The sequence below is a fragment of the Rossellomorea oryzaecorticis genome, assembly GCF_038405515.1.
Lineage (GTDB): Bacteria > Bacillota > Bacilli > Bacillales > Bacillaceae_B > Rossellomorea > Rossellomorea oryzaecorticis_A.
The window spans coordinates 60,519-76,099 of sequence record NZ_JBBYAF010000006.1 but is presented as its reverse complement, the minus strand read 5'-3'; the positions used below and the strand labels follow the sequence as shown (position 1 = coordinate 76,099).

Here is a 15,581-nt window from a genome sequence, read left to right as displayed (position 1 = left end):
AAAGATGAAACTTGTAAGCTTTCATAATGGAAATGAAGTCAGAACCGGTCTGATACAAAATGATTTGGTAATAGATTTATATGAAGCAACGGCAGGAACATTTCCAAAGGATATGATTTCGCTGATTGGAAGAGGGGAAGAAGCGCTCGAGAAAATGGCGGAGCTCGGACATTTTTCCAAGGGTGACAAAGGAGTCCGTCCTCTAAGTGAAGTCACACTGAAATCTCCCATACCAAGACCTGTCAGTATCCGTGACTTTTATGCATTTGAAGAGCATGTCAAAACTGCCCGTAAAAAAAGGGGTCTGGATGTAGTGCCGGAATGGTATGACTTTCCTGTCTTCTACTTCACCAATCATCTTGCAGTGAAAGGCCCTGATGAAGAAATCCTCAAGCCGTCTGACTGCGAATGGCTCGATTACGAACTGGAAATTGCCTGTGTGATCGGAAAAGAAGGACGGAACATCTCCAGGGGAGATGCCGAAGATCATATTTATGGATACTTCATCATGAATGACTGGAGTGCAAGGGACATTCAGAAGCATGAAATGAAGGTCGGTCTCGGTCCTGCAAAAGGCAAGGATTTTGCTACATCTTTCGGACCGTATTTAGTGTCAAAGGATGAATTGGAAGCCAAGCGGACCGGGGACCGGTTTGATTTGATGATGACCGCTAAAGTGAACGGCAAGCTTCTTTCTAAAGGAAATTACAAAGATATATTTTATACGTTTGCAGATATGATCGAAAGGGCCTCTAAGGACGTTACCCTTTATCCGGGTGAAGTCATTGGTTCCGGGACGGTCGGGACCGGCTGCATCCTGGAGCTCGGTACGGAAACCCACCGCTGGCTGCAGGCGGGGGATGAAGTCGAATTGGAAATTGAAGGACTTGGCGTGCTGCGAAACAAGGTCGCGAGCACAAGAGAGGAGGAAAACCATGTATTACCGCAAAATGGGGGAAATCCCTCACAAACGTCACACCATGTTTAAGAAAGACGACGGCACCCTTTTCCGGGAACAGGTGATGGGGACGAAAGGGTTCTCCGGAACACAATCGATTCTCTATCATCACCATCTGCCGACAGCCGTCACGAAAACAGAATATCTTGGCAGCTATATGCCCCAATTTGAAGAAGAGGGTGCGGTGCGCCACCGTCACTTCATGACGGACGGGGTGGAAAAGAATGGCGATGCCCTTGAAAGCAGGGAATACCTGCTTGGCAACTCAGACCTCTTGATCGGCACTGCTTTTGTCACAAAAGAAATGAAAAGCTTTTACCGTAACGGAGATGGAGATGAAATGCTCTATATCCATTTCGGAAAAGGAAAAGTGGAAACGATGTTCGGCACGATCACGTATGGAAAAGGTGATTATGTCGTGATTCCGATCGGTACGATTTACCGCGTAGTACCTGAAGAAGACACAAAGATGCTGATTGTGGAATCCTTCAGCCAGATCACCACGCCTCGCCGCTACCGGAATGAATATGGCCAACTGCTCGAGCATAGTCCGTTTTGTGAACGTGATTTAAGAGGACCGGAAACACTGGAAACGCATGATGAAAAAGGAGAGTTCGAAGTCATTTTGAAATCAAGGGGCGCCCTGCATTCACATGTGCTGGATCATCATCCGCTTGATGTGGTCGGCTGGGACGGCTACTTATACCCTTGGGTCTTCAACATCGAGGATTTCGAACCGATCACCGGGCGTGTCCACCAGCCGCCGCCGGTCCATCAGACTTTCGAAGGGCATAATTATGTGGTGTGTTCATTCGTGCCGAGACTGTATGACTATCATCCGGAAGCAATCCCGGCCCCTTACAACCACAGCAATGTAAACAGCGATGAGCTGCTCTACTATGTGGAAGGGAACTTCATGAGCCGTAAAGGAATCAAAGAAGGATCCATCACACTCCACCCGAGCGGTATCCCGCACGGCCCGCACCCGGGAACAACCGAAGCAAGCATCGGCAAAAAAGAAACTCTCGAACTCGCCGTCATGATCGACACCTTCAAACCACTGAAAATCGTCAAAAAAGCAAAAGATGTCGAAGATGAGAAGTATATGTTTACTTGGACATAACCAAAAACCAATTTAAAGTGCTGTTGAAGCATTTTAGATTGGTTTTTTATTTGTAGAAATTTTAATTTGAGTTGGGTGAGTGGTGGGATTTTATTGAAATGTCTCCCCTAATTTAAACTTATTGTGTTCAAGGTCAAATATAAGTTTTGAATGAATCCAGCGGTTGATTGGAGTGTAAGGCGAAGACTCCTGCGGGAAGAGTAGCTAATAAGAAAAGCGGAAGGGCTTTGCTAAGAGGCGGGTGGCATAAGACTAATCGGCCACGAAGGCGTTCTTTGCCTTCTTGGTCGGTTTGGCTTATGACATGTGCCTCTAAGCCCTGCAGCTGGACAAGTGAGACCCCGGAGGCGAAGCCGAGGAGGCTCACGGGCTACCCGCGGAAAGCGAAGCCTTACACGGAAATCAATTGCGTGTTGAATGTCCGCAACTCATTCCTTATTATCAATTAATCTACTGAACTGAGAATCACCTAAATCATTATTCATAGGCCCAACTTCCTTCTGCAAAAAATTGACCATCAAAACCTGTCGAATCCCCCAAACCCCCCGCCAAACAACTGAATCATGACTCAATAAAAAAATTCCAAAAAAATTATTTCAAACAAACATGATAAGGACAAAGATGTAAGCGGTTACCATAAATCTGATAAATCTAAATAGTCAAAAAATTTACAAAAATACTGTTGACCTTCCTGGGAAACGGGCGTAATATTGTCCTCAATATAAATTTTCGAGCCGGAACAAACCGGTCATCGGCTGCTCCAAATACACAGTCGAGGCTACTAAAAAAAGGCTCCCATGCAGCATTCAAAAAAGCTGCAAACAAGCAAATATCTCTTAATCTATAAAAAAACAAACTCAACCGGGAAAGGAATGATTAACATGAACGAACAATGGATCTATTTGGACGGTCAATACGTTAAAAAGGAAGACGCAGTCGTATCTGTTTACGACCATGGTTTTCTTTATGGAGATGGAGTGTTCGAAGGGATTCGAATGTACGATGGGAATGTATTCCGCCTCGAAGAACATGTTGATCGCCTTTATGACTCAGCGAAAGCCATCATGCTCAATATCGAAGTATCAAAACAGGAGATGTGCGACATCATCGTAGACACTTTGAAGAAAAACCAGCTGGAAAATGCCTATATCAGAGTAGTCATTTCACGCGGTGTAGGTAACTTGGGGCTGGATCCATTTTCCTGTAAAAGGCCGCAGCTGATCGTCATTGCTGAACAGTTAGCTCTTTTCCCGAAAAAGTTATATGAAACAGGAATCGAGATTGTATCGGTAGCAAGCCGCCGGAATCGTGCCGACGTTCTTTCACCGAAAGTTAAATCACTGAATTACTTAAACAATATTCTGGTTAAAATCGAAGCCAATCTTGCAGGTGTAAGTGAAGCGCTCATGATGAATGATCAAGGCTATGTAGCGGAAGGCTCTGCCGATAATATCTTCATCGTGAAAAACGGAAAAATCCTCACGCCTCCAGGGTATGTCGGAGCTTTAGAAGGAATCACGCGGAATGCAATCATCGAGATTGCTGAGAAATTAGGCTTCAATATTAAAGAAGACGTGTTTACCCGTCACGACGTATATACAGCAGACGAAGTATTCTTAACGGGGACAGCAGCCGAAGTCATCGCGGTCGTCAAGGTGGACGGACGTGTCATCGGTGACGGCACACCAGGATCTTATACAAATCAATTATTGCAGGAATTCAGAAACACTGTCACGCAGGATGGAAGAAAAGTTTACAAACAAAATGCTCAAGTCGGATAAGTTGGAGGTGATAGTGTGCGCAGTGACATGATCAAAAAAGGAATCGACCGTGCCCCTCACCGCAGTTTACTTTATGCGACGGGGGTTAAGCTTGAAGATATGGAGAAACCATTTATCGGGGTCTGTAACTCTTACATCGATATTATTCCCGGCCATATGCACCTGAACGGTTTTGCCCAAGTAGTGAAAGAAGCCATTCGGGAAGCAGGTGGAATACCATTCGAATTCAATACAATCGGAGTAGACGACGGAATCGCGATGGGGCATATCGGAATGAGGTATTCATTACCCAGCCGTGAGCTGATTGCAGATTCTGCAGAAACCGTCATCAATGCCCATTGGTTTGACGGAGTCTTTTACATTCCGAACTGTGACAAGATCACGCCCGGCATGCTGATGGCATCAGTCAGGACGAATGTCCCTTCCGTATTTGTATCGGGAGGTCCGATGGAAGCGGGCGTATCAAGTGAAGGAGATCCATTATCACTTGTATCTGTCTTTGAAGGTGTCGGGGCTCACCAATCAGGAAGGATGACTGCCGAACAGCTTCTCGATATTGAACAGAATGCCTGTCCTACCTGCGGGTCATGTTCAGGGATGTTCACGGCGAATTCGATGAACTCCCTTATGGAAATGCTCGGAATGGCGCCTCCAGGAAACGGGACAATTGTTGCAACGTCAGCAGAACGCCATCAATTAATCAAGGACGCGGCAAAGCATCTGGTCGAAATGGTCAAGAAAGATATTAAACCGCGTGACATTATCACGGAAGATACAATTGATGATGCATTCGCTTTAGATATGGCGATGGGCGGCTCGACGAATACCGTCCTTCATACATTGGCCATCGCGAACGAAGCAGAAATCGATTATGACATTAACCGGATCAATAAGGTAGCAGAACGTGTTCCATATTTATCTAAAATAAGCCCGGCATCCGACTACTCCATGCAGGATGTCCATAATGCGGGCGGGGTCAGCGCCATTATCAAAGAGTTGTGCGAGATGGGTGCTGTCCATAATGACAGGATTACCGTTACAGGAAAATCTCTTTATGAAAATGTAAAAGAGGCTCACATCAAAAATGATGACGTCATTAGACGAAAAGATAAGGCGCACAGTCCAGTCGGGGGATTATCCGTCCTCTTCGGGAATATCGCTCCAAATGGAGGGGTCATCAAAGTTGGCGCCGTCGACCCTTCAATTAAAACCTTCATGGGAGAAGCCATTGTGTATGAATCCCAGGATGATGCACTTGCAGGCATCGAAAGCGGAGAAGTGAAGGAAGGTCATGTCGTGGTCATCCGCTATGAAGGTCCGAAAGGCGGTCCGGGAATGCCTGAGATGCTTGCCCCTACGGCAGCCATTGCAGGAAGAGGGCTTGAAAAGAAAGTCGCACTCATGACAGACGGCAGGTTCTCTGGAGCTTCACGGGGCATTTCAATTGGTCATGTCTCACCGGAAGCAGCCGAAGGGGGACCGATTGGAGTCATTGAAAACGGAGACCCGATTATGATTGATCTGACGAATCGGACCATTTCGTTAATGATCTCCGAAGAAGAGTTCAAGTTCAGGCAGCAGGAGTGGGTGCAGCCTCCTCCTAAAATCAGAAAAGGGTATCTCGCAAGATACGCAAAGCTTGTCACATCAGCAAGCACAGGCGGTATATTGAAAACGGAATAAACGTTAAAGCGTTGAAGAGGTTAAAGGATCGGGACTTGTATTTCCAGAGAGCTGGTGGTGCTGCAAACCAGTAATACAACCGATGCCGACATCCCCTCTGAGTATCGTTCTGAAACTCATTCAGTAGGAACGATCGAGTAGCTGTTACTCGTTACAAAAACAAAGGCTGATGCTCTTTAAGAATCAGCCTGCTGAGGGAGATGGCCCCGGGCCGTCTCTGAACTAGGGTGGTACCGTGGAAAGGAACAAAGCCTTTTCACCCCTGCGAAAGATCAAATTCTGTCGTAGTGGGTGGAAAGGCTTTTTTATATGGAAACTAACTGGAATAGGCTGAACATAACCGTAGTCAAGCGGCTGCAGAAATCAATTAAAAGGAGGAGATCAAAAATGAGAGCTAAGTTAGAGGCAGAACCGGTTTCGAAGCCCCAGGCAGAAAAAGTCAACGGTGCTGACATGCTCATGAAGGCGTTAAGGGAGGAAAAAGTTGATATTCTGTTTGGATATCCTGGTGGAGCCGTCCTGCCGATCTATGATGCTCTATATAAAGCCCCCATCAAACATGTTCTCGCTCGTCATGAACAAGGGGCGATCCACGCTGCTGAAGGATATGCCAGGGTTTCGGGGAAACCCGGCGTAGTCATTGCTACATCAGGCCCGGGTGCTACCAATCTTGTAACCGGGATAGCTGATGCGATGATGGATTCATTGCCGCTCGTTATTTTTACAGGGCAGGTCGCTTCAGGCGTCATCGGGACTGATGCATTTCAGGAGGCGGATGTAGTTGGAATTACGATGCCGATTACAAAGCATAATTATCAGGTGCGCGACATTAAAGACCTGCCGAGGGTTGTGAAAGAAGCATTCCATATCGCTTCAACAGGAAGGCCGGGCCCTGTGCTTGTGGATATTCCAAAGGATCTGACGGTACTGGATGCCCCTCCGGTAAAAGACGTAGAGATGGATCTGCCGGGCTATCAGCCTAATCTTCATCCAAATCCGCTTCAAATCAGGAAGCTGGTGGATGCGATTAAAGTTTCAAAGAAACCGGTTATCTTAGCCGGAGCAGGCGTATTGCACGGAAAAGCGTCAGAAGAATTAAAAAACTTAGCGGAACAGTTTGATCTTCCCGTTGTCCATACCCTTTTAGGACTGGGAGGCTTTCCGGCAGATCACCCGTTGTTTCTGGGGATGGCTGGCATGCATGGGTGTTATGCAAGTAATATGGCTCTCTATGAATGTGATCTCTTAATCAATATCGGAGCACGTTTCGATGACCGTCTAACCGGAAACCTGAAGACATTCGCTCCTAAGGCAAAAGTGGTCCATATCGACATCGACCCTGCCGAGATCGGAAAGAACGTCACCACTCATATTCCGATAGTGGCTGATTCAAAGGAAGCGCTGAAAAAAATTCTTGAGCATGAAGCGGTTAGAGGGGATACAGAAGAGTGGCACCGCCACCTGCAGGCTAATAAGCTTGAAAATCCTTACTGGTACAGCAAGACAAATGACGTGTTGTCTCCTCAGCTTCTCATCGAACAGGTCTACGAAATGACGAATGGAGAAGCCATTGTCACTACTGACGTAGGACAGCATCAAATGTGGGCGGCACAGTATTATTCCTTTAAAAAGCCGAACAACTGGGTGACTTCGGGAGGTCTCGGCACAATGGGCTTCGGTTTTCCGGCAGCGATAGGAGCACAGCTTGCGAATCCATCCAGTAAAGTGGTTGCCTTTGTAGGAGACGGCGGTTTCCAGATGACCCTGCAGGAGCTGATTCTTTTGAAAGAGCTCAACCTGCCGGTAAAAGTGGTGATGCTGAACAACAGCACACTTGGGATGGTGAGACAGTGGCAGGAAACCTTCTATGAAGAGAGATATTCTCAGTCACTATTCTCCCAGCAGCCTGATTTCGTAAAACTGGCTGAATCCTATGGCATCAAAGGGTATCAAGTGAAAACCCAGGAAGAAGCGGACACAGTTTTAAAAGAAGCTTTAACGAGTGATGAACCGGTTCTCATCGACTGCCTGGTGAATCCCAAGGAAAATGTATACCCGATGGTCGCTCCAGGAAAAGGACTACACGAAATGTTAGGGGTGAAACCATGAAACGGATTGTAACGGCTCTCGTTCATAACCGGAGTGGTGTACTGAACCGGGTAACGGGACTATTTACAAAGCGCCAGTTCAACATCGAAAGCATCTCCGTCGGATATACGGAGGTGGAAGGCATCTCAAGAATGACCTTCGTCGTCAACGTGGAAGACGATAGGAAAATTGAACAGCTGATGAAACAGCTTCATAAACAAATCGATGTGCTGAAGGTAACAGACATCACCGACCAAGGAGTCGTCGCACGTGAGCTGGCACTGATCAAAGTGTTGAGCACTGGACAGACAAGGTCAGAAATCAACGGCATCGTCGAACCATTCAGAGCTTCGATCATCGATGTAGCCAGGGACAGCGTGACAGTCCAGGTAACAGGTGAAACCTCCAAGATCGAAGCCATCATCGATCTATTAAGACCATACGGAATCAAAGAAATCGCCCGCACCGGCATCACCGCCTTTGCACGAGGCAATGGCAAACCGGTCACGGAATTGAAACAGTACTCAATCGTAAATTAACGGAAACATCGCTAAACGGCGAAAATTTTATAAAAAAGTGGAGAGGATGAGCGAAATGGTAAAGGTTTATTATAACGGAGATGTGAATGAAGAGGTTTTAAAAGGAAAGAAGGTAGCTGTTGTAGGATACGGTTCCCAAGGTCATGCCCATGCACAGAACTTGAAGGAAAGCGGATTTGATGTAGTAGTCGGACTAAGAAAAGGAAAGTCATGGGACCAGGCGGTAGAAGACGGATTGGACGTCTATTCTGTCCGCGAAGCTTGTGAACAGGCAGATGTGATCATGGTCCTTCTTCCGGATGAACATCAGCCTAAGGTGTATGAAGCAGAGATCAAGCCAGCACTGTCAGCCGGAAAGGCTTTAGCATTCGCTCACGGATTTAACATCCACTTCAGCCAGGTTGTTCCGCCAGAAGACGTCGATGTATTCCTTGTTGCCCCTAAAGGTCCTGGACACCTGGTACGCAGAACATTTGAAGAAGGAGCAGGTGTACCTGCACTATTCGGAGTTTACCAGGACGTATCAGGTCAGGCCCGTGAAGTCGCACTTGCCTACGCAAAAGGAGTCGGGGCAGGTCGTGCCGGTATCCTTGAGACTTCATTCCAGGAAGAAACAGAAACCGATCTTTTCGGAGAACAGGCGGTATTATGCGGGGGACTGACATCCTTAGTGAAAGCAGGATTCGAAACGCTCGTGGAAGCCGGCTACCAAAAAGAAGTTGCATATTTTGAATGTCTGCATGAACTGAAACTGATCGTTGATTTAATGTACGAACAAGGACTCGAAGGCATGCGCTACTCGATATCGGATACTGCACAATGGGGAGATTTCGTATCCGGCCCGCGTGTTGTGAACGAAGAAACGAAAGCCCGAATGAAGGAAGTCCTGTCAGACATTCAAACAGGAAAATTTGCAAAAGGATGGATCCTGGAAAATCAGGCAAACCGTCCGGAGTTCAATGCCATCAATCAGCGTGAAAGCAAGCATGAAATCGAAGTGGTAGGGAAAGAGCTTCGCAAAATGATGCCATTTGTACAGCCGAAAACCTCTAAAAAAGAGAAGGAAGTGGTAGCGAGTGCGAACCATTGATATTTTTGACACAACGCTTCGAGACGGAGAACAATCGGCCGGTGTAAATCTGAACACAGTTGAAAAAATAGAAGTGGCTAAGCAGCTCGAAAGGCTCGGGGTCGATGTCATTGAAGCTGGGTTTCCTGCAGCTTCAAAAGGCGACTTCGATGCAGTGAAACGGATTGGTGAAACGGTTAAAAACATTTCCGTAACCGGATTGGCGAGAGCAAGCATCCGTGATATCGATGCGGTTTGGGAATCACTCAAAACAACTGCCGAGCCGAGACTCCACGTCTTTATCGCCACATCCCCGATCCATATGACGCACAAGTTGAAAATGACACCGGATCAGGTGATTGAAAAAGCAGTGGAGACCGTGAAATACGCAAAGAAACTCTTCCCTGTCGTTCAGTGGTCAGCTGAAGATGCAGGCAGAACGGACTTGAACTTTCTTGTGAAAATCATGGAAAGGGTGATCGAAGCAGGAGCTTCGGTCATCAACCTTCCAGATACGGTCGGATATATGACGCCTCAGAAATACGGTGAAATGTTCCGGTTCGTAAGGGAAAACGTCCCGAATATTGACGGAGTGAAGCTGTCCGCCCACTGCCATGATGACCTTGGAATGGCGACAGCCAACTCTCTCGCTGCCATCGAAAATGGAGCCGATCAAATTGAAGGAACAATCAATGGGATCGGGGAACGGGCTGGAAATGCAGCACTTGAAGAAGTGGCGGTCGCCCTTCGGATCCGCGAAGATTTCTATGGAGCGTCCACCCGTCTGAAACTGGATGAAATCAAGAAAACGAGCGCACTCGTCAGCAAGCTGACTGGAATGAGGGTCCCCGCTAACAAAGCGGTTGTCGGAAACAACGCATTCGCCCATGAATCCGGAATCCATCAGGACGGCATGCTGAAAGAGAAAACGACGTATGAAATCATTACACCAGAACTCATCGGCGTAAACTCCACAAGACTCGTCCTAGGAAAGCATTCAGGACGTCATGCTTTTAAAAACAAAGCACTTGAACTTGGTTTCGATCTCAATGAAGAGAAGCTGAAAGAAGCATTCGATACATTTAAAGATTTAGCGGATAAAAAGAAAGAAATTGTCGATGACGACCTGTTCAGCATCCTGACGAACAAGCAAACCGAAATCGGAGAGGGTACCGGCTTCAATCTGGAGAGGATGCAGGTTCAATACGGCATGGATAATATCCCGACCGCAACCATCGAGCTCCGCGATGAAAATGGAGATCTGAAGCAGCTCGCTTCAACAGGATCGGGAAGCGTGGAAGCCATCTACAATACGATCGAATCTATGCTTCCATCGCCATCCAAGCTTCTTGACTACAAAATCAACTCAGTCGGCGGAGGCCGTGATGCCCTTGCTGAAGTTTACGTCCGCCTCGAATATGACGGAGATAACACAAGCGGCCGCGGCACCGCCCAAGATGTCCTCGAAGCATCTGCCCGTGCTTACCTGAACGCAGTGAACAGATTGCTGCAGCAGAAAGCGACGATGAAAGAGAAAGTGGCTGTGAAGGCTGGAGTATAGTTTTTTAAAAAAATAAAGGGAGGCGCCTGTCACCGGGCGGGTGCTTTATTCAAAGAAATGGTGATGGGAAAATCTAGCTGTTGGTTGGAGTGCAAGACGAAGACTCCTGCGGGAGAAGTGGCCATGTGAGACCCCGGAGGCGAAGCCGAGGAGGCTCACGGGTCACCCGCGGAAAGCGAAGTCTTGCACGGAAATCAACAGCGGTGTTGTAACAGATTTTATAAAAACAGGAGGTAGTTCTAATGAAGAAAAAAATCGCAGTTTTGCCTGGAGACGGTATCGGTCAAGAGATTATGGATGGTGCATTAGAAGTACTGAAAGCGGTGGGTGATTGGTTCGGCCATGAGTTCGAGGTGGAGAAAGGCTACATCGGCGGAGCAGCAGTCGACCGGTTCGGTACACCATTACCTCCTGAAACAGTCAAGCTTTGCAGGGATAGTGACGCCGTGCTGCTAGGTGCAGTCGGCGGCCCGAAGTGGGAGGACCTGCCAAAAGAGCAGCGCCCTGAAAAAGGACTTCTTTCCATCCGTAAAGAGTTTAATCTGTTTGCAAATTTAAGACCGATAAAAGCATTTGAAAGCTTACTGAATGCTTCTCCGTTGAAAAGAGAAATGGTTGAAGACGTCGATTTAGTGATCGTCCGTGAGTTGACGGGAGGCTTATATTTCGGTCAGCCATCAGGCCGCCAGGGGAAAAACGATGAGGTAGCAGTCGATACCCTGGTGTACGAACGAAGCGAAATCGAACGGATCGTCCGTAAAGCGTTTGTCCTGGCTCAGAAACGAAAGAAAAAGTTAACGTCCGTTGACAAGGCCAATGTGTTGGAAACGAGCCGAATGTGGCGTGAAGTCGTGAATGAAGTGGCGGTCGAATATCCGGATGTGGAAGTCGAGCACATGCTTGTCGACGTAGCGGCCATGAAGCTGATGTATCAGCCGAAGCAATTTGATGTACTGGTAACCGAGAATATGTTCGGGGATATCCTGAGCGATGAGGCTTCCATGATTACAGGTTCTCTGGGAATGCTGCCTTCTGCCAGTTTAAGAGAAGACTCGTTCGGACTCTATGAGCCGGTGCACGGCTCGGCTCCAGACATCGCCGGTAAAGGAAAAGCCAATCCGCTTGCTATGATTCTATCGGTTGCAATGATGCTTCGTCACTCTTTCGGACTGAAAGAAGAAGCAGAAATGATCGAAATGGGAGTGCAGGAAGTATTGAACGCCGGCTACCGCACAGGTGACCTGTGGACGGTGGGCCGCGGAACCGTTGTCGGAACAGGGGCGATGAGCCAGCTTGTGGTGGAACGCCTTGAAGCGGATCATGCGTTAAGCTCGATCTTGGCGGCTTACTTGTAAGAATGGAGGCGTCGACATGGTACGTGTCGAAATAATGCGTTTTGCGTCGGGAAATCGGTAGTTCGCACATATATTCAGGATTTCGCACATATATCGAATATTTCGCACATATATTCAGAGCTTCATAGTGAAACGCCAATTCGAGTTCAATTTGCCAGTACAAAAATGAGAGTTAATAAGACTGAAAGCTTCTTTTTAAATCAAAACAATTACGCAAAATCATCCTTTTAACTAAAACCGACAAACTTGGAGCTGCCCCTTAAATGAACAGCTAATCAATCCGGTAGCTCCAATATAGAAAATTACCAAACCAGGAGGGAGATCATGGCAGGGAAGAATATCATTGAAAAGATATGGAAGAAACATGTGGTACAAGAAGAAAAGGGAAAGCCGGATTTACTGTATATCGATTTGCACCTTGTACATGAGGTTACATCTCCCCAAGCCTTTGAGGGACTTCGTCTCAAGGGTAGAAAGGTTAGAAGGCCGGATTTGACCTATGCGACGATGGATCATAATGTTCCGACTCGGGAACGGCATATCGTCCGGGATGAGATTGCAAAACTTCAAATGGATACACTGAAGAAAAATTGCAAAGAGTTCAATGTGGAACTGTCTGACATCCATCATCCGGATCAGGGAATCGTTCATGTCATCGGGCCGGAGCTGGGTCTCACGCAGCCGGGTAAAACCATCGTTTGCGGCGACAGCCATACATCGACTCACGGAGCGTTCGGCGCCCTCGCTTTTGGTATCGGAACGAGTGAAGTGGAGCATGTAATGGCCACCCAGACCCTTTGGCAGTCCAAACCGAAAACACTGCAGGTGGAAGTGACCGGCGAACTTGGATTCGGAGTATCGGCAAAAGATGTCATCCTCCACATCATTTCCGCATACGGAGTCGGATTCGGTACTGGTTATGTCATAGAGTTCACCGGGGACGTCATCCGGAACCTCACAATGGAAGAACGGATGACGGTCTGCAATATGAGTATCGAGGCAGGAGCAAAGGCCGGATTGATCTCTCCTGATGAGGTGACGTTCGAGTATCTTGAAGGCAGGCAGCATCTTCCTAAAAACAAATCGTTTGAAGAACTTAAAACTGAATGGAGAGCACTTCAAAGCGATATCGATGCTGTATATGATGACCACCTCACCATCAAGGGGGAAGACATCGAACCTCATGTGACATGGGGAACGAATCCCGGAATGGGAGCAGGCATCTCAAACTCAGTCCCTCACCCGGGGGATTTCGCGGACCCCTCTGACCAAGAAGGTACGGAGAGAGCGCTCCGCTATATGGGGCTCGAAGCCGGAATGCCGATTGAAGACATCGAAGTCGATTATGTATTCATCGGTTCATGCACGAACTCAAGATTGAGTGATTTGAGAGCGGCAGCCGAAGTGGTAAAAGGCCATAAGGTGAAGGCGGAAGTAACCGCGCTGGTCGTCCCGGGTTCGTTCAAGGTCAAACAAGCGGCTGAAGCAGAAGGGCTTCACGACATTTTTAAAGAAGCAGGGTTTGAATGGAGAGAGGCAGGATGCAGCATGTGCCTTGCGATGAATGATGATATTGTTCCTCCAGGAAAACGCTGTGCATCCACTTCGAACCGGAATTTTGAAGGACGCCAGGGCAACGGATCGCGGACTCATCTTCTCAGCCCTGCGATGGCCGCTGCAGCTGCGGTTACCGGAAAGCTGACAGACGTAAGAAAACTAAAAGCAGCGACAGTATCCTAAGGAGGTGGCTACATGGCAATCAATCATTTGGAGGGAAAGGTATTCCCTCTTCACCGCGACAATGTCGATACAGATCAAATCATTCCGAAGCAATTTTTAAAAAGAATTGAGCGCAAAGGATTCGGTCAGTACCTATTTTATCACTGGCGTTTCGAAGACGATGGAAAAACTCTGAGAGAAGATTTTCAACTGGATACTCCTAAATATAATGACTCGGAAATCCTTCTCGGGGGTAAAAATTTCGGATGCGGTTCATCAAGGGAGCATGCCCCGTGGTCACTTCAGGACTTTGGATTCAAGGTGATCATCGCCAAAAGTTTTGCGGATATTTTTTATAATAACTGCTTGAAAAACGGGATACTGCCGATTTCATTGACTGAAGATACAGTTGATGCCCTATTTAAAAATGAACGAAAGGCAGACGTCTACAAAATTGAGGTTTCACTGGAGTCTCAGATGCTTTGTGATTCTGAAGGGCTCATTGCACCCTTCGAGGTAGATCCATATTGGAAAACGATGCTGATGGAAGGACTCGATGAAATAGATCTGACAATGCATTATGGTGAAAAAATCGAGCAATACGAAAAACAAAATGAGGTGAGTGTCTTGGGAATTTAATGAATAGTGCTGAAGTTGTAGAAGCGATGGAAAGAATCTGTGGTCAAGTGCATCGGACACCGTTGAAACAATCCTCCACATTGAACGCGTTCACGGGTGGAAACATTTTTATGAAAATGGAAAATATGCAGCGGACCGGCTCTTTTAAGGTAAGAGGGGCAATGAATAAGGTGATGTCATTGTCCGAGGAGGAAGCTGCGAGAGGCATCATCTGCGCCTCTGCAGGCAATCACGCCCAGGGAGTAGCACTTGCAGCATCCCAGCGTCAGGCAGCTTCGAAAATCTTTATGCCGAAGCGGACGCCTTCTGCAAAAGTGGAGGCGACAAAGCATTACGGAGCGAACATCGTATTAAAAGGAGAAACCTATCAAGAAGCTTATAGTGCTGCAGTCGGAGAAATGAAGGAAAAAGGCTCGACATTCGTTCATGCATTTGATGACCCGAAAGTGATGGCGGGGCAGGGAACCGTCGCGCTTGAAATGCTTCAGCAGCTCAGCGACCTGGACACGATCCTCGTCCCTGTCGGAGGCGGAGGGCTGCTTGCCGGCATGGCACTTGCAGTTAAATCCTTTAATCCAAAGGTGAACATTATCGGAGTGCAGGCACTCGGAGCGCCGGCAACCTATAATTTTTTTACAGGCAAAAACAAAGGATCACTCAATCATGTGCATACAATCGCAGATGGCATCCTTGTCAAGAAGCCGGGTGAACTGACCTTCCCGATCATCCGCAAATACGTGGACGATATGGTCACCGTGACCGATGAAGAAATCGCGTATGCGATGATGTTCATGCTGCAGAGGGAAAAGACACTGGTCGAAGGGGCAGGTGCTGCATCACTCGCGGCTGCCATGTGCCATAAAGTGAAGGTGCACGGCAAGAAAGTCGGATGTGTCATCTCCGGGGGCAATGCCGACCCAAGCAAAATCCCTGTCTACCGTGATCTATCCAAAATGGTACGTCAGCTTCATTATATCGGATAAAGAAGGACGGCTCCTGATCTTCGATGAGACCAGGGGCGGTCCTCTGTTATTAAAATGGGGATTTTTAAGATGGAGTTGTTTCA

Annotated in this window: 12 protein-coding genes; all 12 read left to right on the top strand. The window is 47.5% G+C overall.

The window, feature by feature from the left end; all coding sequences use genetic code 11:
* Window positions 1–4 precede the first annotated feature (4 nt).
* Window positions 5–988 carry a fumarylacetoacetate hydrolase family protein gene (locus AAEO50_RS04770; RefSeq protein WP_341981036.1) on the top strand — a complete coding sequence of 328 codons (984 nt, stop codon included), beginning with the start codon at window positions 5–7 and terminating at the stop codon, window positions 986–988.
* Complete coding sequence (locus tag AAEO50_RS04765) at window positions 936–2,081, top strand: homogentisate 1,2-dioxygenase (protein ID WP_341981034.1); 1,146 nt, start codon at window positions 936–938, stop codon at window positions 2,079–2,081. The genes AAEO50_RS04770 and AAEO50_RS04765 overlap by 53 nt, the downstream gene beginning before the upstream one ends.
* Before the next feature lie 881 nt (window positions 2,082–2,962).
* On the top strand, window positions 2,963–3,862 hold the full coding sequence (gene ilvE / locus AAEO50_RS04760) for a branched-chain-amino-acid transaminase (protein WP_341981032.1): 900 nt from the start codon (window positions 2,963–2,965) through the stop codon (window positions 3,860–3,862).
* Between the two features lie 15 nt (window positions 3,863–3,877).
* Entirely contained in the window at window positions 3,878–5,545 is a 1,668-nt protein-coding gene (ilvD, locus tag AAEO50_RS04755; RefSeq protein WP_341981031.1) for a dihydroxy-acid dehydratase, read from the top strand.
* A 387-nt stretch (window positions 5,546–5,932) separates the two neighbouring features.
* On the top strand, window positions 5,933–7,654 hold the full coding sequence (ilvB, locus tag AAEO50_RS04750; protein ID WP_341981029.1) for an acetolactate synthase large subunit: 1,722 nt from the start codon (window positions 5,933–5,935) through the stop codon (window positions 7,652–7,654).
* Window positions 7,651–8,172 carry an acetolactate synthase small subunit gene (gene ilvN, locus AAEO50_RS04745; protein ID WP_032085549.1) on the top strand — a complete coding sequence of 174 codons (522 nt, stop codon included), beginning with the start codon at window positions 7,651–7,653 and terminating at the stop codon, window positions 8,170–8,172. The genes ilvB and ilvN overlap by 4 nt, the downstream gene beginning before the upstream one ends.
* A 55-nt stretch (window positions 8,173–8,227) precedes the next feature.
* Window positions 8,228–9,262 carry a ketol-acid reductoisomerase gene (ilvC, locus tag AAEO50_RS04740; RefSeq protein WP_341981015.1) on the top strand — a complete coding sequence of 345 codons (1,035 nt, stop codon included), beginning with the start codon at window positions 8,228–8,230 and terminating at the stop codon, window positions 9,260–9,262.
* Window positions 9,249–10,802: a 2-isopropylmalate synthase gene (locus tag AAEO50_RS04735; protein WP_341981013.1), complete on the top strand. Its 1,554-nt coding sequence runs from the start codon at window positions 9,249–9,251 to the stop codon at window positions 10,800–10,802. Before ilvC ends, AAEO50_RS04735 begins: the two co-directional genes overlap by 14 nt.
* Before the next feature lie 242 nt (window positions 10,803–11,044).
* Window positions 11,045–12,157 carry a 3-isopropylmalate dehydrogenase gene (leuB, locus tag AAEO50_RS04730; RefSeq protein WP_341981011.1) on the top strand — a complete coding sequence of 371 codons (1,113 nt, stop codon included), beginning with the start codon at window positions 11,045–11,047 and terminating at the stop codon, window positions 12,155–12,157.
* Window positions 12,158–12,481: 324 nt separating this feature from the next.
* Entirely contained in the window at window positions 12,482–13,897 is a 1,416-nt protein-coding gene (gene leuC, locus AAEO50_RS04725) for a 3-isopropylmalate dehydratase large subunit (protein ID WP_341981009.1), read from the top strand.
* A 12-nt stretch (window positions 13,898–13,909) separates the two neighbouring features.
* Window positions 13,910–14,515 (top strand): 3-isopropylmalate dehydratase small subunit, encoded by a 606-nt coding sequence (leuD, locus tag AAEO50_RS04720; RefSeq protein WP_341981008.1) that lies wholly within the window; start codon window positions 13,910–13,912, stop codon window positions 14,513–14,515.
* Complete coding sequence (gene ilvA, locus AAEO50_RS04715) at window positions 14,515–15,498, top strand: threonine ammonia-lyase (RefSeq protein WP_341981006.1); 984 nt, start codon at window positions 14,515–14,517, stop codon at window positions 15,496–15,498. Before leuD ends, ilvA begins: the two co-directional genes overlap by 1 nt.
* Window positions 15,499–15,581 lie beyond the last annotated feature (83 nt).

What these genes read in the sequence shown, in the direction of transcription:
- AAEO50_RS04770 (WP_341981036.1), top strand. Translation starts at nt 5, where the DNA reads ATGAAACTTGTAAGCTTTCATAATGGAAATGAAGTCAGAACCGGTCTG.
- AAEO50_RS04765 (WP_341981034.1), top strand. Translation starts at nt 936, where the DNA reads ATGTATTACCGCAAAATGGGGGAAATCCCTCACAAACGTCACACCATG.
- ilvE (WP_341981032.1), top strand. Translation starts at nt 2,963, where the DNA reads ATGAACGAACAATGGATCTATTTGGACGGTCAATACGTTAAAAAGGAA.
- ilvB (WP_341981029.1), top strand. Translation starts at nt 5,933, where the DNA reads ATGAGAGCTAAGTTAGAGGCAGAACCGGTTTCGAAGCCCCAGGCAGAA.
- ilvN (WP_032085549.1), top strand. Translation starts at nt 7,651, where the DNA reads ATGAAACGGATTGTAACGGCTCTCGTTCATAACCGGAGTGGTGTACTG.
- ilvC (WP_341981015.1), top strand. Translation starts at nt 8,228, where the DNA reads ATGGTAAAGGTTTATTATAACGGAGATGTGAATGAAGAGGTTTTAAAA.
- leuB (WP_341981011.1), top strand. Translation starts at nt 11,045, where the DNA reads ATGAAGAAAAAAATCGCAGTTTTGCCTGGAGACGGTATCGGTCAAGAG.
- leuC (WP_341981009.1), top strand. Translation starts at nt 12,482, where the DNA reads ATGGCAGGGAAGAATATCATTGAAAAGATATGGAAGAAACATGTGGTA.
- leuD (WP_341981008.1), top strand. Translation starts at nt 13,910, where the DNA reads ATGGCAATCAATCATTTGGAGGGAAAGGTATTCCCTCTTCACCGCGAC.
- ilvA (WP_341981006.1), top strand. Translation starts at nt 14,515, where the DNA reads ATGAATAGTGCTGAAGTTGTAGAAGCGATGGAAAGAATCTGTGGTCAA.